We start from the raw sequence: 21,043 nt of genomic DNA, 5'->3' as shown, positions 1-21,043 counted from the left end.
TGGACGATGATCGGTCCGCAGCTGTGCCATTCGTTAGAGAGCGAGGCAGTTGATGGAACTCGTGCCCCACAACCCGACCGAAGACGTCTACGCAGCGACCGACGACTACGTGCACGCCATGGAGGTCCGAGGCGCCGGACGTCTGCTGTTCGTCGCCGGCACCATGGGGCTCGACCCAGCCGGAAAGCCAGGGACCGGCTTGGAGGAGCAGCTAGAACTGATCTGGTCGAACATTCGCGCCATCCTCGCCTCCGCAGGCATGACCGTTGAAAACATCGTGCGTCTGACCAGCTACCTGCAAGACCCCACCTACGCCGAGGCCAACGCCGCCGCCCGAACGGCCGCACTCGGCGGCAGGCGCGTCCCGACGACCGCGATCGTCGCCACTACGTTGGACAACGACTGGCTCGTCGAAGTCGAGGTCATCGCCGCTGGGTGACCGCCCACTCACACCTGAGTCGCAGACCGGCCCAATCCGCGAGTTGTGCTGAAGTCATGCGCCATCCCACCGGCACCATAGAGAGACCAGGACGACACCCTGCCCACGGAGCCCCCGCCCACCCGCTGACACCGGCGGGGCCGTGAGCGTCACAACGGCAGAACCCACTCGCGATCGTCGACTGCTGTCCGTGGCCAGCTCGAATTCCCCACCGGCGGCCGGATAGTGGGGGAGCCATCTGGCCGCCGACGGCTGCTGGACGTGACCGTGGGCGTCGCGTTTCCCAGTGGCGCGGGCTTACGGAAGGAGCGCGTTGGTCAGGAGGCCGCGGCTCGGGCGGCTTGCACCATCTGGATGAGGGGAGTGATGTCCCTTTCGAAGGTGAACTCGCGCACGAGAGTGGCCCAACGGCCGTCCTCCCAGCGCCAGACGAAGTTGTAGCGCGCCGGGACCCCCTCCTCGAGTCGGTGCATGAGGATCGATCCCTGGCCGCCGTACACCGTGGTGGCCAGGAACCGGACGTCATCGACCGTCTCACCCACCCTCTGACCTTGGTCCCGCAGAGCGCGGAAGTGCGCCATGAACTCGTCCTTCGTCAAGGTCACCACCTGGCCGGCCTCGTCGCACCGGATGTTCTCGAAGTCCGGGTCGTACAGAGCATCGAGGGCTTCCACGTCCATCGCCAGACCGGCGTTCAGGTACTCCCACATACGCTCCACGAGCGACTGATCCACGACCGACTCTCCTTTGCTACTGGTGCCCTGCACAGGTCTCGCGGGCGGGCAAGCGCGCTCATGGACGCTGCCGGCCCGGTCTTCACCTCAAGGTCGCAGCACTTGCCGACAGATCACCGACAGATCACCGGCAGATAGCCGTCACTCGCCGACAGACGTCTGACAACACCACGCCTGACCACATCCTCATCAGCGTCGCCAGTAGCAGCAGGCCGCCCCTCCAACCGGAATCTCATTCCGGTCGGAGGGGCGTCTTTCTGCTGTACGTGCGCCCGGAGCGCCACCTCTCTCGGCGCGTCCGATGCCATCGGTGCTGGGTCACATTCTGGGGTGGTCAACCAGGGGCTTGTTCTGCCTGAGCCGGCTGCTGAACCACCGGAGCGATTTCGAGCGCCTGGTCCGCGATCTGGTCGGGGCCGTGGCCGCAGCTCAGGTGCTCTGGAGCGGCGCCCAACTGACCTGTGTGGCCGACGGGTTCACGGGCTGCTGTCTCGGCGGCCCGCATGTCGGGGACAGCGGCCGGCGGTGGGACGGCGTTGTGCCGTGCGAGGATCGTGACCGGCGGGGCCGGTCCGAGAACGCCGGGGAAGCCGACGGCTGAGCCGGGGCGCGACGGCGGATCATTGCGCCCGTGCCGGGCGGTCATCGCCCCTCGGCCCCGATGCCGGAGAGTCGCGGCCAGGAGAACAGCACCCGCACTCCGCACTCCTGCAAGTGCGCGATCTCCGCGTGTCGCTGCTCGTGGTCGGGGCTGATCGTCTCGGCCCACCGCACGATCACCGTGTCCGCCTCCCCGCGAGCAGCCATGGCGCGCACCTGCTGCCAACCCTCACGGTCCTGCGGGCTCGCGACGCCGGGCGGGTCGGCGAGCGTGGCGGAAACGGCAAGACCGCGCACGACTGCGAACCGCCGCCCCTCGTACCTGGCATCGGGCTGGCCCTCGACCGGTTCGCCGTGCACGTAGACGACTGCGCGACCCGTGGTCACCTGGCCACCTTCTTCCCATACGTATGAGGGGTGCTCGGCCCTGTGGGCTTCAAGCTCCTGGGGGTTGTCCGTCGTCCGCTCCACGCCCGAGTCGTCAACCGGGCGCAGGTGCGCGGTGCGGGAGAGCACGTGGCGTCTCTGCCGGTCGAGCTTCGCTCCGACGGCGCCGAGAATCCCCAGGCGTGCGTCGCGGTCGATCGAGAGACGGCCGGCCAGCTTGTGCTCGGCCGGCTCGGTCCGGGTCCCGTCAAGGGGCTCGGTCCTCACCCGGTCAACTCCGGCACCCCGTACTGGCCCGCGCAGATCTCGCAGGCCTGAAGGTCTGCCGTGCCACGGAGTATCGGCACCGGGTGTCTGCCGGACGCCCACGCGGCACACCAGGGGCATGAGCGGCCCTCGCGCTGGGCGGGGCTGAGCCGATGCTCGTGGATCACCGGGGCATCCACCAGACCCTTGCTGGCGTCAGGAGTAGTGGTGCTGCGCGTCGTCATGTCGTCGCCTCGCACTCGCGGTCGGATCGGTGCGCCCCGCCCGCACCCCGCGGGGGACGGGGATGCGAGCGGGGCCGTACACACCACCTAACTGGCCGTCACTACTGCTCGACCATGACGAAGTTGCGCGGGTCGGTGACGCCACCCCTGACGAATTGACTTCTTCTTTGCTTTTGATGGGGTGCGGTCCGCTCTACCGTGACGACATGGCGGAGACCAGAAACGCGGCCCTGGCCGCCTGGATGGCGGAGCACGAAATGGGCGCCGACGCGCTGGTCGATGCCGTCAACGACGCCATCCGCGGCTTTGCCGGACGGCCGGGCAACACATCGGAACGCACCGTTTTCCGGTGGCTGTCGGGCGAGAACCAGTGGCCGCAGGCGCTTCAGCGCCGGGCCTTGGAGGAGGTCACCGGCCGCACCGCCGTGGCCCTGGGGTTCGTGCCTCGGGGGAAGCGCACGACCGCCGCACCGTTACCGGAGGACCCCCAAGTGCAACGCCGCCGTTTCTGCGGGGCGGCGACCGCCGCCGTCGCCGCCCCGATGATCAGTTCCCGTCCGCCGCGGGTGGGAACGTCCGACGTGATCCGGCTGCGCGACAGCGTCGACACGCTCGCCCGGCTCGACGCGGAGCGCGGCGGGCACGGCGCGCTGGCACGGGCCGCGCTCGCAGGCGCCGCCGAAGCCCTCGACCTGCAAAAGCGCTCTGCCACGCAGCGCGTGCGGCACCGCCTGTTCGCCTTGGCAGCCGACTTCGCCGCGTCCGCCGCGTGGTCGATGATCGACGCCGGTCAACTGGCTGAGGCGGGCAGGCATCTGGACCGTGCCCTGACCCTCGCGGGCATGTCCCAGGAGCCTGAGACGACCATGCAGATCTGGAATCTGCGGTCGATGCTCGCCCGGCAGCAGCGCGATTACGCCGTGGCCGTGGCTGCCGCGCAGGCCGCCCAGGCGACTGCCGCTGCCCGCCGCAGCCCCCTGCACGCTTCTCTGGCCCACGCCCGGACCGCCGTCGGACAGGCCCACGGCGGGGACGCGCGCGCGGCGGTGCGGTCCCTCAGGCTCGCCGAGGACGCCCTGGGTCGGGCGGACCTGACCGGGCCGCGTCCCACCTGGATCTCGTTCTACGGGCCCGCGGAGCTCCACTCGCTGACCGCGATCATCCGGGACGTCGTGGGCGAACCGGAGGAAGCCGAAGCCGCCGCCTACAAGGCGCTCAAAGCTCTTCCGGCGTCCTACCGGCGCAACCGCGCCCACACTACGGCCCGGCTCGCGCTCGCCCAGCTCCACCAGGGCGACGTCGAGCAGGCGTGCCGCACCAGCGGCGACGTGTTCGCGATCATGGCCGGCGACCCGCTGCCCGGCCGGATGCGCTCCCTCCTCGGCGACTTCCACCGCGACCTGATCACCCTGGCCCCCTCCTCACACGTCGTAGACGAGTGGACCGACCGCTACCGGACCGAATGGAGCCCCCGTGACCACGGCCCCCGCTGAACTGCGCCACTACACGCACACGGACCTGGCCCGGATCCGGCAGACCCTGCTGGACGTCCACGCCGACGCCTACGCGGACCAGATGGACGACGAGTTCACCCAGCAGTTCCCCTGGTTCGTCACCCACTGGGGCAGCAACCCGGGATTCGCCTGCGTCATCGCCTTCGACGCCGGCGAGCCCGTCGGCTTCGCCTACGGGGCGCCCGCCACCCGCGGCCGGGAATGGTGGCGCGAACACCTGGACCACCCGCCGACCGACGAATCGACCTTCTCCCTCTCCGAGCTGATGGTGCGCCCGAAGTGGCGAAAGACCGGGGCCGGGCAACACCTACACCACGCACTCCTCGCAAGCCGACCAGAGGCCCTGGCCGTGCTCCTCGTCGACCCCAGCCACCCGAAAGTTCAAGCCCTCTACGAGTCGTGGGGATACCGGCGCGTCGGCCGCCGCCAACCATTCCCCGACTCCCCCAACTTCGCCGTCATGCTCCGCGAACTCCCCACCACCGACTGACACGCTGCGCGATGTTTGTGCCGGTGGTCATCAGGGGTGCGGGGTCGTGGCCGGTACGGCGGTAAGCGGTGCAACCTTGGTGAGTCGCGCTGTGCGGCGTACCTACCGTGGCGGGTCAGCGCGCCGCCCCGTTGTCCCACCGGATCGACGGCACCTTCGCGTTGGCCGTGACGGTGACGCCGCCCGCCGTCGCGGACGCGATCGCCGGGCCGAACGTCGTGGCCGATGGGGTGACCCACATCCACATCGACATCCCGACCACATACCGGCCGGCCGCGCGCGGGGACCCGACCGTGGGGCCGTCCAACCGCATGGAGCCGACCGCGTGGCGTGCGAACTCGGGATCGATCGTCGGGGCGGCGGGTCCCGCACCGGTCGGGATGAAGACAGCGCCGACGTGCGGGGAGTCGGGGCAGTGGACCTGGTACAGCGCGCCGTGCTTCGGGGACTTGCCCCGCCAGGCCCGTGAGTCCGCCGGGGGCTGCGGGCGAGCTCGGTGTACGTGCACGGCGGCTCGGAGTCGCCCCGGTCACTGTCCGAGGCGCCGGCCTGCTGCGTGCTGTCCGAGCCCGGCGAACCGCTCGCGCCGGAGGTGGTCGTGTCGTCCCCGGCGCAGACGGTGACGTCCATGTCGGCTCCCTCGCAGACGCCTCCGCCAGGGCCGTCGGCGTGCGCGGGCATGGGCGAGGAGGCCCGCCCACACGATGCCAGCCGCCGTCGTCGCCGTGGTCGCGGCGAGTGTCAGCACGGGCGTGATCCCTCGGGCTTGTTGGCGGTGACGATCCACCCGTCACGATGGATCTTCAGGGCCTGAGCCCGGCGCGTCTGAGAGCGACCGCGCTGAGGTCGGCGATGGCCTTCTCGTCTCCGTTCCGCCAGGCGTCGGCCCATCCGCCGAGTGGGGCCGGCAGCTTGGCGAGTGCGCCCGGAGGACCGGTGAGAGCGCGCAGGGCGAGCAGGTCGGCGCCGCCGGGAGCGTCGACGAGAGTACGGAGGGTGGCGCTGCGCCGAATCCAGAGGAGGCGCGGCGGGAGCCACAGCAGCAGAACGAAGAGCACCGGAACGGTGATGAGGATCGTCGTGGTCACGTTGGCGACCTGGCTGACGGCCTCCTGAAACGACACTCCCGCGTCGGCGAACCCGGAGCTGGCGTCGGCCGCGGCCTCGAGCGGCTTCTTGAGGACGCCGCCGACGAACGGCACGTTCGACGCGGCGTCTCCCGTGTTCCCGAGCTCCTCGGCGAGGCTGTCGCCGGAGCTCTCGACCTTCCGCCCCGGCTCGGCCAGCAGCATGATCGTCTCGCGGACTGCAAGGGCTGCCCAGACCACGGCGACGATCAGGGTCAGGGCGATCAGGTCCACCAACACCTGGAGGCTCCGACGTGCGGGTGTCTGAGCGTAGATGCGCAACGGAGGGCTCCCGTTCGAGTCATGGCGCCGAGGACACGGCGGCTGCTCGGCCGATCGGTCGTCGGGTTCAACTCTTCCACCGCGCGTGGCACGCAGCACGTGCGACGCGAGGCGCAAAGGGAGGCCTGGCGCAGCCGTGAGGCTCGACCCGGCGCACGGGACCCGACGTGGGGACCGGACTCACCGGGGGCTCGGACGGGCCTCGGCGGGCGCGGCGACTGGGCCGATTGGAGCACTGGGCAGGCACGTCACGACCGTGCGTCCGATGCTGGGGCGAACCCTCTGAACCGGGTGTCCTCCGCCCGGCACCACCGCGAAGGAGCCCCCGTGTCGGCACGCTCTGAAGTCCGTTCCCGTTCCCGTGTACGCCTGCGGCTGTGTGCCACTGCTCTGGCCGCCCCCGCCCTCCTCGCCTCCCTGGTCCAGCCCGCACAGGCCACAGGCACGCCGCCGTCCCCGGACAAGGCTCTGCAGCGGCAGCTCGACGACCTCGTCCGCACCGCCGGAGGGCCGCCCGGAGTGATCGCGCTGCTGCGTCAGGGCGACCGGACGACGGTCTACCGTGCGGGCGTCGCCGACACGACGACCGGCCGCCCGCCCCGTACGACCGACCACATGCGGATCGCGAGCGTCGCCAAAGCCTTCAGCGGAGCGGTCGCCCTGCGCCTGGTGGACCGCCACAAGCTGCGCCTCGACGATACGATCGGCGAGATCCTGCCGTCACTGCCCGCAGCATGGCACCAGGTGACGCTCCGTCAACTGCTCAGCCACACCAGCGGTCTGCCCGACTTCTCCACGGCGCCGGCGTTCCTGGAGATCCTCCAGGAAGACCCCCGGCATCTCTTCGACTCTCGCCGGCTGCTCGACTTCGTCGCCGAGGACGACCTGCAGTTCCCGCCGGGATCGCGGTACGAGTACTCGAACTCCGACAACATCGCCGTCGCGCTGATGGCCGAGGCGGTCACGGGCCGGCGCTACGAACGGCTGCTCGACCAGCTGGTGTACCGGCCCCTCGGTCTGCGGCACACCAGCCTGCCCCAGGGCTACCGGCTGCCGCACCCGTACCTGCACGGCTACGACGTGACGCCGCCCGCGCCGCCGGAGGACATCAGCGAGGTCCTCAGCGCCTCGGGCGTGTGGGCCTCCGGGGGAATCGTCTCGACACCGAAGGACCTCAACGCGTTCATCCGTGCCTGGGCCGGCAAAGGCGGCTTCCTGTCGAAGGAGACCAGGCACGAGCAGCGGACCTTCATCCCCGGTGCCGCCTCGGAGCCCGCAGGCCCCGGCGTCAACGCGGGCGGACTGGCGATCTTCCGCTACGCGACGCGGTGCGGCACGGTCTACGGCCACACCGGCAACTTCCCCGGATACACCCAGTTCGCGGCCGGCACTGCGGACGGCGAGCGCTCCCTCACGTTCTCGATCAACACCCAGACCAGCAAGAGCCTCAAGCCGGAACTGCTGGCCAAGGTCCGCGCAGTCCAGGAGAACTTCGTCTGCGCCCTGCTGCGCCGCTGACCCGGGCGGTCAGGACGTTGAGGGTTCAGTGGGTGCGGCGGTGTCCCGCGGATCACCGCGTGCCACATTGCTCCATGAGACCGTGGTTGAGAGCTGCCGTGCCCCGTTGCTGGAGCGGTCGTTCGGCATCATGATCCGCCGCCTCACCCGAGGCTGACCGGCAACCCGACCAGGCGCTCGATCGCTCTCTCGCACTATCGGCTGTGGCCGCAGTGCGGCCGAGAGATCGCCGCTCGCCTCATGAACGCAATCACCAGCGAGTCCGACTCTGGCGCGATGTAGTCGTATGTCGGGGAGTCGACGTGGCAATGATCGCTTGCATCTGACTCGGAGGCGAAGTCTTCGATCTTGTCGGCAAGGAGGTTGAGAGCTTCCCGCCCTCCCTGGATCCTCAGGATCCCGTCCTCCGTGACGATCGAAGCGGTGTCGCGCTCCGGATCCTCCCGGAACGCGATCTCGGACTGCGACCTCTCATAGGGGAAGGGGTGCCGGTTCTCCGAGAGATCACAGCTTCCGCCCTTCCCCCGCAGCAGCTGCCCGAGCGCCAGGAGCCCTCGACGCGTCCCCGAGAGCTCGAGCTCCCTGGTTTCCCCGCCGTACAGAACCTGCAACATCACATCCGCCCGGGCGCCGATCCTACCGATGGCCGAGATGGATCGTCCTGCCAGCCCCTCGATCTCATTCGGGCCTACGGCGTCACGGCAGACGTCAAGCACGGTCTGGATCTTCTCCGCCGTCCCTCATGCGGCAGCGGACCCAGGCCGTCTGGTACCTCAACCCTGGGAGTGTGCGGAGACCGGCCCTGCGACCCCGTCCCGGAGCGGTCCGGCTCCCCCGACAGTGATGTAGAAGGGCGACCAGCCTCGTCGCCGGCTTCGGCGTCAGCCGCCGGGCGTATGACGGGTGTCGGAGACCGCAGGGAGCCAGGACACCGTGTCGTGCCGGAAGCGCTGGGCGACCGGCACGAGGTCCTTGCTGGTGATCTCGTCCAGGGCGGTGACATTGATGCCGATGTTCGGCTCGCTCGCGTCGATGGCCGCCGGCCGGCCTCCGCAGGTCCCGCAGAAGCCGCGCTTGGTGGGCGCGGACGACGGTGGAGTCGACCTGGACGGTTCTGCCGATGTCGCCATCGGCGTCCGCGGCCGCCGGCACGGCGGTCAGGATGCTCTGCCAGGTCGTCGGGCAGGTCCCGCCAGGGCGAGTTGGTGCGGTCCTTCCACGCGATGGCCAGGAAACCCAGCCGGCTGCTCCCGCGGAGCAGTCGGGCCCTGTCAGATCGTGACCGGGCCGTGGGCGGTGGCGAACTCGACCGACACCAGGCCCGGTTCCTCCTCCTCGACCCAGGTGACGTCGATCTGGTCGAGGGGGTGGTCGGCTGGTTCGCCGAGGAATTCGGCGATGGAGGCGGTGTCGCCGGCGATGGAGACCCCGTGGATGGTGGTGGAGGTGCGCGGGTCGGCGCTCGGGCGCTCCTCGATGGGGACCAACCACTGGAGGAAGTAGGGCAGTTGCGGGTCCTCCAGCAGTTCCAGCAGGCCGATCTGCTTCCACTTTAGGTCGAACCCGTCGGGGCGGACACGGTGGCCCATGGCCGAGGTACGGCCAAGGCGGGCCTCCACCGGGGCGATGTCGTCGACGGAAACCACCCAACCGAGCCAGCCGCCGCCCTCGGCGGCGCGGCGCGCGACCGCCTGGCCGAAGGGTGCGCGGTCGGCGGCGGGGTGGTCGAGTGTGGTGACGACCTCGACGTAGGTGCCGCCGCTCAGCGGGAGAACAAAGTTGCGGGTGCCGAATCGCGGGTGCACTCCCCCGTCGACGAACCCGGCGCCGAGGGCCGATCCGATCCGCTGGACGGTCGAGACGAAGCTGTCGCGGGCCACCGCATAGGACACGTGATCAAGTCGCACGGTGCCATCATCACCCAACAACCCGTACAAATCCTGACGCCACGCCCGCCGCCGGCCGCGTCCGCCGTGGATTCAGCAGTGGAGCGGATCGATCATCGTCATCCCCAAGCTCCCGGCTCCCGACGCAGGCCGCGCGACCCCATGTGGCCCCACCGCCTATGCGACCGGCCGGACCCGCTGGCGGCTCTAACCCCGCAGCGCCCCCCGGCTGTACTGGGTCGACATCTGGCGTGACCCGGCAGGAGCCGCAGCAGTGAGGGCAGCCAACGACGGGAACGAGACCGTGCCGACTGTCGTCGTGGCGGGCCGACCACACGCCAGCCCCGATCCCGAATGGGTGCGCGAACAGCTTTCCCCGGCGAGGCGCCGGGCGCGAGGACGCCAGTCGTGACTTCAGCGGCCGGTGATCGCTCGCAGAGCGGCGGTTTCCGCTCGGCGTCCTGCCTCTGCGCCGCCCAGGCGCACTGCCTGGATGTGGCAGAGCCTGGCGACTACCGGGGTCCACAACTCGTCGGCCGTGGTGCCGATCAGGTGGGCCGTCTCTGCGGACCAGCGGCGCAGGGAGGCTACGAGGCTGTGGGGCACTGCGGGCGGAGAACTCCGCTGCGGCATGTACGAGGAACTAGACCGCACGGGACTCGGCGAAGGGTTCCCCACGGTGGCTTCAAGCCAGGCCAGATGCCATGACGCCGTCGCCGGACAGTCGCCGTCCGGGACCAGGGAGTCGTACAGGGCCGTCACTTCCCCGACGATCACGTGGTCCGATGTCTGTTCGTGGGTGTCGCCCGACCCCTGAGCGCCCAGAAGGCTCAGCGCACGGGCGCTTGTCGCTGCCAGCAGACCGGTCCACACCGTGGGGCGTCGACGGTGCGGGAACAGGTCCGTGTTGCACACGGCAGGGGCTGGCTGTTCTCTGGCTGCGACAACGAGTCCTGATCTCAAGGCGGATTCGAGCCAGGGAGCCCGCCGCCCCCGGGAGTCGGCGGCGGGGAAGCCGAGTTCCATGACCGGCCCCAGGGCATGGAGATCGATCCAGAACCACGGCGTTCGCGTCTCGTCGCCCACCAGGTTCAGCAGGGGGCGCCTTGCGGCTCCGGACCCGCACTGGATGTGCCAGGCCTGCCAGGCCGGTGAGCCGGCAGATTCCGTCATGTGTTCTCGCTTGTGGAGAGGCCCGCGCGTACCAGCGGGACGAGATCGTCGGGAGCCAGAGCCCACCTGTTCCAGTGGAAGAGCACCGTCGCAGCCGCCCAAGTGCGCATCGGGAAGCCCTCCGTCCGCCTCATTCGTGCGGCTGCGTCACCGGTACGCGCCGCCCACCGGTGGGCGCGAGTGAGGAAGGTGTCGGCCATCGCGTCTCCGACGGCCGGGGCGTGGCCCGCGTCGAGAGAAGCCAGAGCCGTGCCGAACGCTTCGCCGTCCAACGCTCCTTCGTCCAAGGCGCTGCCGTTCACCGTGTCGGTGACCTCGTGGTCGACGACCGTGCGAAGGGCGTGGTCGAGGCGGAGCCACAGGTCCCGCAGCTCGTCCGCGTCCTCGGCGATCCTGCAGAACAGCGTCTGAGCGGTGGTCAGTCCCACCAGCGCGGCGAACGGTGTCCCTTGGGCGCTCGGGTACGCGCGCCACGACAGGGCCATGCGACTGTCGGCGGCGAAGTGAGTGTGGGCCAGCTCAAGGCCCTTCGGCCCGCCGAAGCGGAACGTCTCCGGCTCGTACGCGCCTGTCGTCCGCAGCCCCGGTAGCCGGGCGGGCGACGCCGCACCTGTCATCGCGCGGCGCAGGTTGTTCGGGTCCGGGGAATCCAGCCGCAGCCGGATGCCCGGGGACTTGTGCAGGAACCACCAGCGCGTGACGAGGCCCTCGCTCTCCCAGCTCGCGAGGGCGGCCCGCAGCTCGGACCAGCCCGCCGCGTCCTGTGGGAGATCGAGATCGCACTGGACCCACGGGTCGCCTGCCGCCCTGAGCGCCTCCAGGCCCGCGAGTGCGAGGTCCGTGTCGAGGGCGGGAGTTTCCTCACCGCCGGGGCGGAGCCCGGTGGCAGCGGACTCTGCCGCAGCGGCCCCCGTCGCATCACGCCCGTTCGTCACTGCCGTCCATGCCACGGCCGCCTCCCACACGTGCTCGTGTCTCTCGTCGTCGACCACTTGGCGCCGCGGGTCCGCGACGCCGGAGACAGGGGTGAGGACCATGGCTCCAGTCGCCACCCGGGATCCGGTCGCCGCCCTGCCCGCCGACCGGAACAACGCCTCCACAGCCAGCGGGCTGGACGACGGTACGGTCAGCGGCGTGGCGGCGGGATCCTCCGACCTGACCTGCACCACGTCGGGCAGCCCTGTCGTCCGTACCGCTTCCCTCCACGCCAGGTAGCGATCCGGTCCGGAACGGTCGGCGATCGCCGCCACCGACGTGGCGGGGACGGTCCAGCGGCGGGCGCCGATCCGGACGCCTGCACGGGTCCTCACCTCGGGGTGGTGCCGCCAGACGGCCCGTTCGGCAGGCAGGGCGGGGAGCCCGAACGACAGCCATTCCCAGCCGTGGCTCATGGCGGCCGTCCACAGCAGATGGCCGAGCGGATCACGACGGCCCATCTCCGCCGCCGAGTTGTAGACCGGCATGAGAAGCCGAGCCGGCTCCTGTACGTCCACGCACCAGACACGGCCTTCCCCGTCCACCGTGACCCGCCAGCGGTCGGTCGACGTCGGCCCTGCCGCTGTGAGGTCGAGTCGCGCGCCGGTAAGGTCCGGGCGGACGGCCACGGCCGGTTCGGGGCAGTCGCGGCCGATGACCTCGACGGTCCTGCCGCCGAGCGTCTCGCGCAGTGCGGCTTCGGCCGCCGCCCCCATCCGGTGTCGGGAGTGGCAGAGAGCGGGCTGGGGACGTCCCCAGTGAAAGGCCAGCCGGCCCGTGCCGTCCGCGGTGAGCACGGCCGTGCCGTGCCCGCCGAACAGGGGGTGGCGCTGCTCGGTGAGCGTGTGGACGGGCCGGTCCCGGCCGGGGAGTAGCCACTCCTCCCACACGTCGCAGTCCTCCTGCATGCCGAGGGCGGTGAACGGCCGGGCCCCGAACCGGTGATCGACGATGCCTGGCCGGGTGTCCGGGGCGTCGACGGTCGCGGGCCGCTCGCCAGGAACCCGCCTCCGGGCCCGTACGGCGTCCCAGCGGCGCATCGCTTCCCCGATCGGTACGGGTGGCAGGCCCTCGAGGCCCTCGGCGAGGTCCGCGACCGAGGCGCGCCGGTACCGCTCGGCGCTGTGGTCGGCTCCCATGCCCGCAAGAGCTTCGGCGATCGTCTCCTCGGCTGCGCGGTCGTCGGATGACGTCCAGGTGACCTGGAACTCGGCGCCGAACTCGCAGTCGACGGTGACGACGGTGGCCTCCGGTCCGGGCACGCCGGCGTGGGCGCACAATCGGGCGACCTCCTGGTCGCAGGCCCTGACCTGCTCGCGTACGCGCTCCGGAGGCCATACGCCCAACCGCACGGACATCTCCCGGCACAGGGCCCTGATCCTGTTCACCGCCGTGTCCCAGACCTCGCCGTCCGCGGCCGGGAGTTGCGGGGTCACCGCGTCGAGCGCTTCCCACACCCCCGCTGCCGCGCCGGGGAGCCCTGCGCAGGGCTGCAACAGTCCTCGGTCCACCAAGCCGCGCAGGGCCCGTCGGAGTGCGGCGCGTACGGCGGCGTCCTCTCCGCCGAGCGTGTTCAGCAGGTGCTCGGCGTCGATCGTCCGGCCGCCGTCGCAGGCGGTCAGTACGGCGTCCAGCAGGGTTTGGCCCGGCACACGGGTCCATACTGGGCCGTCCGGTCCGAATGCCAGCCACCACCAGCCGTCGTCGTCCCGGTGCACTGTCGGGTCACGGCGCAGCGGCCCGTGGAGGGGGTCTCGGTGGGCGAGAGCTTCGGCGGCCGCGCGGAACGGATCCAGTCGCACGCCGACGTGGAATCGGGTTCCTGGCCCGCGTCGCGTCGTGCCGGGGTGCACCGTCCCGGACCACAGCCCCTGGGGGGTCGGGCGGGCACAGGCGCGGCTCAGCAAGCGCCACAGGGTGTGCTCCAGCCGCGTATGTCTGCGGGAGTCGCCGGGCCGGTGCAGCGACCTTTCCCACGCGTCGTACAAGCCGGGGTTCCCCACGGCCAGCGCGGTACGGAAGCGGTCGGAGCGGGCGATCCGGTGGAGGCGGGCGCGCTGTCGGCGGTCCTCCGCGGCCCAGGCGTCGGCGAACTCCTCGACGAGGACGGCCAGGCGGCGTCGTTCGTCCAGGTCGTCGCGGATCCGTCGGCCCAGCCCGTCGTGGGCGTCCAGCATCGTCAGTACGGGGGCGTCGACGGCCACGGGGTCGACGCCGGCGTGCAGCGCTCGGCGCAGAGCGAGCACGTCACGACGAAGACGCCCGGGCAGTTCGGGCACGACGCGGAAGAGGGCCTCGGTGAGGTGGCGGCTGCGCGCGGCGATCGTGGTGCGCAGCACGAGGATCCGGTCGGCGTTGCCGGCGAGCGTGTGCGCGGCGAAGCCTTGGAGCAGCGCGTACGGCCAGGCCGCGACGCGCAGGACCGGCGGTCCGACCACCCTCACGTCCACGTCCGGCACCCGTTCCTGCGTCAGACGGCGTTCGCCGGGTGCGGTTCGCGTTCCTCCGGCCAGGGCCAGGTGTGGCCGGCCACGCGCACCAGGCGCTGCCGGCCGCGCACGGCCACGAGCGAGTCGCCGGGCCGGAGCAGGCATACGCCCACACCGGTGGAGCTGGTGTGCCCGTCGGGCAGCGTCGACCGGCTTTGCGCTGCCCGTGTCACGCACTCGGGGAAGGGATCGAAGCCTTCGATCTCCTCTCCCTGCCCGTCGAGGCGCGGCCCGAGCCCGACGCGCCAGTGCCAGGGGGCTCCGCCGTCGGCGTACGGCACGACGGTTCGCGCTCCCCAGCGCTCCGCGACGTCCAGCGCACCGTCGGCGTCGGTCATCAGCTGCATGCGGCAGTTCCACAGCTCCGGAGGCACGAAGGGGAGGTAGCGGGCGATGGAGGAGAACAGCAGCTGGGCCGGGTACATGCGCCATCCTCGGTAGCCGGCGAAGACCAGGTCGGGGCGGCCGAGACGGTGGCGGGCGTCGAGGGCGACGTCGCGCATGTCCCCGCGGTCGTCGCGGCCCGCGTCAGCGAGGAAGACAGCGCTGGAGCGTGAGGTGCTGACCTGGTAGGTGTTCCCGACGTTGGTGATCTCCGGGTGGAGTCGCCGGGCGTCGGTGGGCTGCTCCCCGTAGAACGGCAGTGCGGTGACCGTGACGTCGCCGACCTGCCAGGACGCGTGCCACGCGAGCGGAACGACCGTGGTGAAGCCCAGTTCGGTGAGCCGCAGGGCCATGTCCGCGGTCAGCAGGTTCTCTCGCTCGACCACGGGGACGACGACGGGCGTGTCCGGCGGAATCCGGAGCAGGGTCGCCGGGTCGAGGTGATCGGGGTGACTGTGTGTCAGCAGGACGGCGTCGACGCGGCCGAGGTCGGCGAACTGCAGGGGCTGGTAGGTGTCGGGGTAGACGGCACGGCGAGCGGGCAACCAGGGATCCACCAGAACGGAGGCCTCCCGTCCTCGTACGAGGACGGTGTTGTGGCCGCAGAAGGTGACGTCCGCTTCGTCGAGGTCCACAGCGGGGCGGCCGGGCGGGACGTCGGTGAGCATTCCCTGTTCGCGCAGGCCCGAGAGCATGGCGCGCATGTCCGGATGGAGCTCCGCCGCTGCTTCCTCGGCCAGGCCGGAGGTGCTCAGGTCCGCGATCAGCGCGTGGACGTGCCGCCAGTGACCGTCGGGAAGGCGCAGCCGGACGAGTCCCTCGTCGTCCGGCAGGTCCTCGCGGGCCAACGTCAGCCAGCGCGGCCGGGCCAGCGCCGGGTCCGGGTGCAGAACGTCCCCGTGCAGTCGCCAACTGCCGTCGTTCGCGACATCGGCGACGGACCGGAAGGCGGCACTCCGGACCACCTCGGCGAGGAGCTCGGGGGCCGCTGCCACCAGCGAGGCGTGGCCGTGGGCTTCGGCATGCTCGGCGAGGGGCGCGTACAACCTGCGCGCGGCATGCTCCGGATTCGATGTGATGGGGCTGCCGAAACGCGTCCGGTCCTCATATGTGACGTTGAGACTCACGTCCGCACGCAGCCACACCCGTGTCATGCCTTTTCCTCCAAGCGCTGGTACACAGCTTCGCGGGCGAGCACCCGCCGGAACGCGTCCTCGTCGCGGAAGCCGGCGGAGCGAGCCCACCGGTCGACATCGGAGGGCACGGGAAGGCGGTTGCGAGCGAACCACGTCTCGTACAGAGCACGGGTGTCGCCCGCTGCCGCTTCGGCCGAGGGGTTCTCCAGCCCCGCCGCGGCGAGTTTGTGCTGCTTGTCCTTGGCGCGGTCGACCAGTTGGTCGAAGCGGCCCGCGGCGCGCAGCCGGTCGGGCAGGTGGGTCAGGACATCGGCGCCGGCACGGGCGGCGACCAGGGCCACGGCCGCGTCCGTCTGCGCCATTGCGTTGAACCCGACCAGATCGAGGTGGTTGCGCTCCAGCCAGGAGTCGAAGGCCGCCTGGTCCTTCAGGCCGAGATCGGTACAGAGCTCGTTGGCGTGCGCGCGCACCGACGCGGCGTCGGGCCGTAGTCCGCTGCGTGCCGCCTCCGCGGCGGCGAGGCTGCGCACCAGGGCGCCGTGGTAGGCGTCGGCGAACGCTTCGTGATCCAGCCGGAGTTCGTCCAGCACCAGTTCCAGGGTGGTCGCTCCGTGGTGGCCCGCCGTGTGGCCCGGCCCCGCGCTGCGCACCAGGTCATCCCACCACAGCGTGTGCTGGAACGCCCACGGCACGGCGACCGGGGACGGCGGTTCCGTGCGCAGCCGGTCGAGCATCGCCAGGGCGTCCAGCCTCTTCTGGTCGACCCGCCCCCGGGGAAGCCAGCTGCGCAGCGCCGCCGCGGTGTCCGCCAGACCGTGCACGATCGCGTCGTCGAGGAGCTGTGACCAGGATCGTTCCGGATAGAAGCGGCGTTTGGCGAGCCCGGTGAGGGTACCTGCATCCCCTGCTGTCAGGATCCCGTCGGCGCACGCCGCCTCCAGGGTGCACCGGATGTTGACCATCGCTTCGGAGGCCGACCGGTAGCCGTCACCGGCCTCGGAGTGCGCCACCGCGACCTCGTCGTCGTCGGTCAGGCCGCCGGCCGCGAACTGTTCGAAGATCCACCCGACCCCGACCATGCCGAAGGCGTGCAGTTCCGCTGCCCGCAGCGCTCCCATGCTGGAGGAGCCGTACACCGGGATGCCCTCGTGCAGAGCCCAGAGGATCTCCTTGTGCCAGATCGCGGGCACGCGCTCGAAGTAGCCGTCGACGATTGCCAGGGCCCGGGGCCGGGCTCGGGCCGCACGGTACACGTCGCCCTGCGCGGCGGGCGGCAGGACGACGGCGTCCGGCAGGACGTCCGTGACGGCCTGCTCCGGCAACGTGGGGCCGACGAACACGCACACGGGCGCTTCGGTTCCGCTCATGGGGTGTCGCCTCTACGGTCGTACGGGAGGGTGAGGACTCCGCTGCGCAGCGCCTGGACGCGGGGCCCGGGGACCCAGCCGTCGAGCATGCTCGCCGACTCCAAGCCGGGGATGACGACCCGCACCACCGGGATGCGCAGCTGCGGCAGGGTCAGGTCGACGGCGACGACCTGGGTGATGCCCGTGCTCTTGAGGCGTTCGAGCAGCCAGGCCAGGTCGTCGTCGAAGGTGTCGGAGTCGAAGCCGGGGCCGTCGTCGAAGGATCGTGTGGGCGTTCCCTGCAGCAGCGCCCGCTCCCGGGCCAGTACGTCGGGATTGCGCACGCGGTCGTAGTCGTCGCGCGCCACGTCGTCCCGGGAGCCGGCGATGATGGTGAGCCGGCTCTGCGCGGCCTCGGTCAGAGCGCGAGTCACCGCCACCGTGCGGACCGGGTGGCAGCCCATGCCCGCTGCCGAGTGCATGCGACGGAACCCGTCATCGCGTTCGGTGATGACGCAGAAGAAGGCCGGCACCCCGATGTCGGTCGTCGTCTCCCAGACCGCTGCCTCCACGCCCGCCCGGTCGTAGAGGTCCAGGAGGGTCCGGACGTCCGGGTCCGTCACGGTCGCGAGGTCGATGCGGGCGCCGGCAGCCGTTTCCGGGTCCAGCATGTGCCAGAGGGTGGTCGCGTCCCGCTCCACCACTTCACAGATGCCGTGGATCACGGCCTCGATCACATGGTTGCCCGAGGCGAGGCCGTTGGAGGAGGCCAGGAAGCATCCGCTGCCGGTCGGCCGGGGCAGCGTGAAACGGGTGTGGACCAACTCGTACGGAACCCAGGTCGGGGTCTGCCCCAGCAGGTCCCAGCCCTCTGTCCACAACAGGTCCAGATGCGGGTGGAAGCCCGATCCGGCGTCCGCGGGCAGCGTGGTCACATCCGCCAGGGTGTGGCTCCAGCGCAGTTCCTCGTACGTGGCCAGCTTCACGGGCGCCGTGATCCGCTCGGCGTGCCAGGCCTCGATGGACTCCATGACGGCGGACGCCTGCGCGGCGGGCAGATCGGCTCCCTTGCCCTGCGACACCGCAAGCGAACGGGAGTTGGGCCGGCTCACCACCACGACGGGAATGCCGATGTGGTCGAGGCCGGTGATGTCCGCCACGCGCGTGATGCCCATGAGGCCGAAGAGAGGACGCACACGGCTGAGGGTGTCCTCCGGCCGGACGGTTCGGTGGGTTCCCCCCTTAAAGGACTTCGGGACGGGAACGGAGCCCGGGGCCAGCAGGTCACGGAGGGCGGCGTTGGCCGTGCTCATCGGGCTCCTCCCGCGGGGGCGCCGGCGGGCACCAGCCACAGCACCCCGGCAGCGAGCAGTTCGTCGATCATGCGGCGCAGTTCCTTGGTGAGTACCGCGATGCCGTCGGCGTCGCTGTCGCGGTCCGGGGCGGCTTCGGATGCGAGGGCCGTGAGCAGGTCGTCGACCGGCGAAGGGGCCCCCGGGCGGGCGAGCAGGTGCAGGAGTGGAAGGTGCGCTTGCGCCTTCCCTGTGAACGCTTCTGCGACGAAGCCTCCTGTGCCTGGCCTGAACCGCGTGCTGCGCGGCCACTCCAGCCGGAACAGCAGCGGATCCCCGGGAGGCGGCAGACACAGCTGCCATGGGAAGCGCCGGGTTCCGTAGCGTTCGGCATAGAGAACGGAGTACTCCTCGAAGGTGGGCCAGAGGTGTGCGGGAAACTGCCGGTGCACGGGGAACCGCGACCGCAGCACGCTGTGGAACTCGGCGATGAGCTGCTCCGCCCGCTCCGCGGACAGTCCCCTGGTCGACTTCCACGCCGCCACCGACAGCGGAAAGTCCGCGGACGCCAGTTCTGCTTCGTCCACTTCGATGCCGAAGTCCTCGGCCCGCTCGAAGTATTCGGTCCGGAGGTCCAGGCTGAAGCCGTGTACGTCGAAACTGTGCCGGGGATCGGCGAGCACGTCGGCGTGGTCGAGCAGGAAGGACAGGGTCTGCCGTGCGTCCTCCTCCGTCTCCTCGGGGAAGCCGACCATGCTGAACAGATGCAGGGAGATGCCGGCGTCGTGCACGGCGCGAAGGACCTGTGACGCGACGGGCAGACGGACGCCCTTGACCATGTGGTCGAGCATGCGCTGCGACCCCGACTCCAATCCGAAGAACAGCTTGCGCACCCCCATCTCGGCCAGCCGACCGCACGTTTCGGCGTCGAAGCCCGGTTCCAGCCGGGCGTAGCCGACGAGAGACACGTCCAGGTTCCGTTCGGTCAGTGCCTCGCCGAGCCGGAGCAGGAAGCGAGGAGAGAGCGCCTCGTCGGTGATCTCGTAATGCCGGCAGCCGTGGCGTTCCGTCAGTCGGGCGATGTCCTCGGCCACGGCGGCCGGAGGGCGCGTCCGGTACGGGCGCGGCGCGACCCGGTTGATGTACGGGATGTCGCAGAACCGGCACTTGTTGAAGTAGCAGCCCTTGCCGGTGAGGATCGGCAGGACCGGGACCGGCGTCAGATAGCGGTCCAGCGGGAGGCCCTCGAAGTCAGGCGTCGGCAACGCCGCGACGTCTTCGGTCATCACCCGCCCCGCCACCGGAGTCCCGGACGCGTCGAGTGCAAGGGTGTTCGGTACGCCCGCCAGATCCCGGCCGCTCTCCAGCCGCTCCAGGATGCCCAGCAAGGCGGTCTCCCCCTCGTACGGCACCAGAGCGTCGCAGAAGAGCTCGAAGAACCGGGGACGTCGGAGGAGCTCCGCCGCGAACTTGGCGTAGACGGTGCCTCCGATCACGACGGTGTGTCCCTGTTCCCGGCACCGTCGGGCCAGGGTCAGTCCCGGGATGATCTGCTGGTGGTTGAGGATGGAGATGCCCACCACGTCCGGACGACTGAGGGCGAGGTCTGCGAGGATGCCGTGTGACCACTGTTCCTCGAACACGTTGAGGGCGGGGTCGGCAGTCGCCCGGTCGAGATCGGCCAGGCAGGCCGGATCGACTCCGTCGATCGTGTACGTGACCGGCGCGATGTCCCAGTCCACACCGTGGGCAGCCGCCGCCAGGCGCACGCCGTGGGACAGCGCCTCGCGAGCCTCGGCAAGGGCCAGCGGGTGGTAGAAGCCCTCGGGGCTCCGTAGCCGGTCCGCGGCGACCGGGGCGAGATCCAGGGTCTGGTCGGCCAGAGAGAGCACCCGGTCGAGACGGACCAGCTCGGCGGCCGGGATGCCGCGTGACCTCCGCTCGCCGCAGAGTTCCGCCGCCCGCGTCAGCGAAGCGGAGGTCAACAGCCCGTCGATGGCCTCTACATCGAGATCCCGCTGGGTCACCTTGATACCGCGGCGACGCAGACAGGCGGTCAGGGACGGGAGGGCCAGATGGGGGCTGCGGGGGTCGGCTGCCGGCGGGAAGAGGAGAACTGCGTGCACGAGGATGCCATCCGAGGGCCGTACGGGCGAGGTGAGGCCGGGGTGCAGGCGGGCGGCGGAGCAGGGCCGGGGAGGCCGGGGGCGTATCGGCGGAACTGACGGTCGGTCGGCGAGATCGACAGCCGGCCGGCGAGGACGCCGGGGCCGACGGACGGCTCGGCGAGGTCGACAGGCGGGGCGGCAAGGCCGCCGGCGACGACGACGCCGGGCCGACGGGCGGTCAGCGGACCTGCGCGCCCGGATTGATTCTGAACTTGGCGAGACCCATGGTCCCCGGACACATCACGGTTCCCGAGGCCTTCCAGTTCACGTTGTCGGTGAGGTCGGAACCCTGGAACGGTCCCAGGAAGGAGTGAGCCTGGGCCGCGTTGCCGGTACCCATCCGGAAGCCGTTGCCCTGCACTTCCTCACCACCCGCCACCTGCACCGCGTCGAGCAGGTTGGCACAGAACTGCACCATGTCGGGCTCGGTCACCTTGCAGGCTTCCAGCATCTCGTCACGGAGGAAATAGAGCGCGCCATCCTCTCCGCGGATGATGGTGCCCCCGACTCCGCCGTTCTTCTCGTACTTCTCCATGCCGTGTCCCTTCCTGAAGCAGCGGACCTGCCCATCGACCGGACGGCCCTACTCTCTGTGATCAATGCATACCTTCC

At 70.7% G+C, this 21,043-nt stretch carries 18 protein-coding genes and 1 pseudogene; 6 read left to right on the top strand and 13 right to left on the bottom strand.

Annotated elements, in window-relative coordinates:
* Window positions 1-52 precede the first annotated feature (52 nt).
* Window positions 53-439 (top strand): RidA family protein, encoded by a 387-nt coding sequence (locus ACGFMM_RS25005; protein ID WP_393648654.1) that lies wholly within the window; start codon window positions 53-55, stop codon window positions 437-439.
* Between the two features lie 317 nt (window positions 440-756).
* Here the strand turns inward: ACGFMM_RS25005 and ACGFMM_RS25000 are convergent, their stop codons facing one another.
* Window positions 757-1,173 (bottom strand): nuclear transport factor 2 family protein, encoded by a 417-nt coding sequence (locus ACGFMM_RS25000; protein WP_393648653.1) that lies wholly within the window; start codon window positions 1,171-1,173, stop codon window positions 757-759.
* Window positions 1,174-1,483: 310 nt separating this feature from the next.
* Here ACGFMM_RS25000 and ACGFMM_RS24995 point away from each other — a divergent pair, with 310 nt between their 5' ends.
* Complete coding sequence (locus tag ACGFMM_RS24995) at window positions 1,484-1,774, top strand: hypothetical protein (protein ID WP_393648652.1); 291 nt, start codon at window positions 1,484-1,486, stop codon at window positions 1,772-1,774.
* Between the two features lie 41 nt (window positions 1,775-1,815).
* Here ACGFMM_RS24995 and ACGFMM_RS24990 read toward each other — a convergent pair whose 3' ends face one another.
* Window positions 1,816-2,427, bottom strand: a complete 612-nt coding sequence (locus ACGFMM_RS24990; protein ID WP_393648651.1) for a hypothetical protein — start codon at window positions 2,425-2,427, stop codon at window positions 1,816-1,818.
* 430 nt (window positions 2,428-2,857) lie between these two features.
* Here ACGFMM_RS24990 and ACGFMM_RS24985 point away from each other — a divergent pair, with 430 nt between their 5' ends.
* Complete coding sequence (locus ACGFMM_RS24985) at window positions 2,858-4,144, top strand: XRE family transcriptional regulator (RefSeq protein WP_393648650.1); 1,287 nt, start codon at window positions 2,858-2,860, stop codon at window positions 4,142-4,144.
* Window positions 4,125-4,655, top strand: coding sequence for a GNAT family N-acetyltransferase (locus ACGFMM_RS24980; protein WP_393648649.1), 531 nt, complete (start codon window positions 4,125-4,127; stop codon window positions 4,653-4,655). The genes ACGFMM_RS24985 and ACGFMM_RS24980 overlap by 20 nt, the downstream gene beginning before the upstream one ends.
* A 115-nt stretch (window positions 4,656-4,770) precedes the next feature.
* On the opposite strand, the gene ACGFMM_RS24975 is transcribed toward ACGFMM_RS24980, so the two are convergent.
* The gene (locus ACGFMM_RS24975) at window positions 4,771-5,163 is read right to left on the bottom strand and encodes a hypothetical protein (protein WP_393648648.1); all 393 of its coding nucleotides are present in this window, start codon (window positions 5,161-5,163) and stop codon (window positions 4,771-4,773) included.
* 295 nt (window positions 5,164-5,458) lie between these two features.
* Window positions 5,459-6,016, bottom strand: a complete 558-nt coding sequence (locus ACGFMM_RS24970) for a hypothetical protein (protein WP_393648708.1) — start codon at window positions 6,014-6,016, stop codon at window positions 5,459-5,461.
* Between the two features lie 375 nt (window positions 6,017-6,391).
* Here ACGFMM_RS24970 and ACGFMM_RS24965 point away from each other — a divergent pair, with 375 nt between their 5' ends.
* On the top strand, window positions 6,392-7,582 hold the full coding sequence (locus ACGFMM_RS24965; RefSeq protein ID WP_393648647.1) for a serine hydrolase domain-containing protein: 1,191 nt from the start codon (window positions 6,392-6,394) through the stop codon (window positions 7,580-7,582).
* Between the two features lie 194 nt (window positions 7,583-7,776).
* Here ACGFMM_RS24965 and ACGFMM_RS24960 read toward each other — a convergent pair whose 3' ends face one another.
* The 3 genes from ACGFMM_RS24960 to ACGFMM_RS24950 form a co-directional block, all read right to left on the bottom strand.
* Window positions 7,777-8,298, bottom strand: a complete 522-nt coding sequence (locus ACGFMM_RS24960) for a hypothetical protein (RefSeq protein ID WP_393648646.1) — start codon at window positions 8,296-8,298, stop codon at window positions 7,777-7,779.
* 165 nt (window positions 8,299-8,463) lie between these two features.
* On the bottom strand, window positions 8,464-8,712 hold the full coding sequence (locus ACGFMM_RS24955) for an aldehyde-activating protein (protein ID WP_393648645.1): 249 nt from the start codon (window positions 8,710-8,712) through the stop codon (window positions 8,464-8,466).
* Between the two features lie 141 nt (window positions 8,713-8,853).
* The gene (locus ACGFMM_RS24950) at window positions 8,854-9,489 is read right to left on the bottom strand and encodes a VOC family protein (protein WP_393648644.1); all 636 of its coding nucleotides are present in this window, start codon (window positions 9,487-9,489) and stop codon (window positions 8,854-8,856) included.
* Window positions 9,490-9,682: 193 nt separating this feature from the next.
* Here ACGFMM_RS24950 and ACGFMM_RS24945 point away from each other — a divergent pair.
* Window positions 9,683-9,880, top strand: a pseudogene (locus ACGFMM_RS24945) (hypothetical protein); the annotation flags it as partial.
* 757 nt (window positions 9,881-10,637) lie between these two features.
* On the opposite strand, the gene ACGFMM_RS24940 reads toward ACGFMM_RS24945, so the two are convergent.
* From ACGFMM_RS24940 to ACGFMM_RS24915, 6 genes are all read right to left on the bottom strand, one after another.
* Entirely contained in the window at window positions 10,638-14,066 is a 3,429-nt protein-coding gene (locus tag ACGFMM_RS24940; RefSeq protein ID WP_393648643.1) for a thiopeptide-type bacteriocin biosynthesis protein, read from the bottom strand.
* Window positions 14,067-14,086: 20 nt separating this feature from the next.
* Entirely contained in the window at window positions 14,087-15,643 is a 1,557-nt protein-coding gene (locus tag ACGFMM_RS24935; protein WP_393648642.1) for an MBL fold metallo-hydrolase, read from the bottom strand.
* Window positions 15,640-16,992 (bottom strand): TfuA-like protein, encoded by a 1,353-nt coding sequence (locus ACGFMM_RS24930; protein WP_393648641.1) that lies wholly within the window; start codon window positions 16,990-16,992, stop codon window positions 15,640-15,642. The genes ACGFMM_RS24935 and ACGFMM_RS24930 overlap by 4 nt, the downstream gene beginning before the upstream one ends.
* Window positions 16,989-18,284, bottom strand: a complete 1,296-nt coding sequence (locus ACGFMM_RS24925; RefSeq protein WP_393648640.1) for a YcaO-like family protein — start codon at window positions 18,282-18,284, stop codon at window positions 16,989-16,991. Before ACGFMM_RS24925 ends, ACGFMM_RS24930 begins: the two co-directional genes overlap by 4 nt.
* Window positions 18,281-20,389, bottom strand: a complete 2,109-nt coding sequence (locus ACGFMM_RS24920; protein WP_393648639.1) for a B12-binding domain-containing radical SAM protein — start codon at window positions 20,387-20,389, stop codon at window positions 18,281-18,283. Before ACGFMM_RS24920 ends, ACGFMM_RS24925 begins: the two co-directional genes overlap by 4 nt.
* 220 nt (window positions 20,390-20,609) lie before the next feature.
* Window positions 20,610-20,966, bottom strand: coding sequence for a hypothetical protein (locus ACGFMM_RS24915; RefSeq protein WP_393648638.1), 357 nt, complete (start codon window positions 20,964-20,966; stop codon window positions 20,610-20,612).
* Window positions 20,967-21,043: the final 77 nt, after the last annotated feature.

The organism is Streptomyces sp. NPDC048604, assembly GCF_043199435.1.
Classification (GTDB): Bacteria; Actinomycetota; Actinomycetes; order Streptomycetales; family Streptomycetaceae; genus Streptomyces.
Note: the sequence above shows the minus strand (reverse complement) of the source record. Positions and strands in the feature narration are given on the sequence as shown.

Bases quoted from the DNA above. Each gene is read 5' to 3' on its own strand.
- ACGFMM_RS25005 (WP_393648654.1), top strand. From the start codon at position 53: ATGGAACTCGTGCCCCACAACCCGACCGAAGACGTCTACGCAGCGACC.
- ACGFMM_RS24985 (WP_393648650.1), top strand. From the start codon at position 2,858: ATGGCGGAGACCAGAAACGCGGCCCTGGCCGCCTGGATGGCGGAGCAC.
- ACGFMM_RS24955 (WP_393648645.1), bottom strand. From the start codon at position 8,712: ATGGCGACATCGGCAGAACCGTCCAGGTCGACTCCACCGTCGTCCGCG.
- ACGFMM_RS24935 (WP_393648642.1), bottom strand. From the start codon at position 15,643: ATGACACGGGTGTGGCTGCGTGCGGACGTGAGTCTCAACGTCACATAT.
- ACGFMM_RS24930 (WP_393648641.1), bottom strand. From the start codon at position 16,992: ATGAGCGGAACCGAAGCGCCCGTGTGCGTGTTCGTCGGCCCCACGTTG.
- ACGFMM_RS24925 (WP_393648640.1), bottom strand. From the start codon at position 18,284: ATGAGCACGGCCAACGCCGCCCTCCGTGACCTGCTGGCCCCGGGCTCC.
- ACGFMM_RS24915 (WP_393648638.1), bottom strand. From the start codon at position 20,966: ATGGAGAAGTACGAGAAGAACGGCGGAGTCGGGGGCACCATCATCCGC.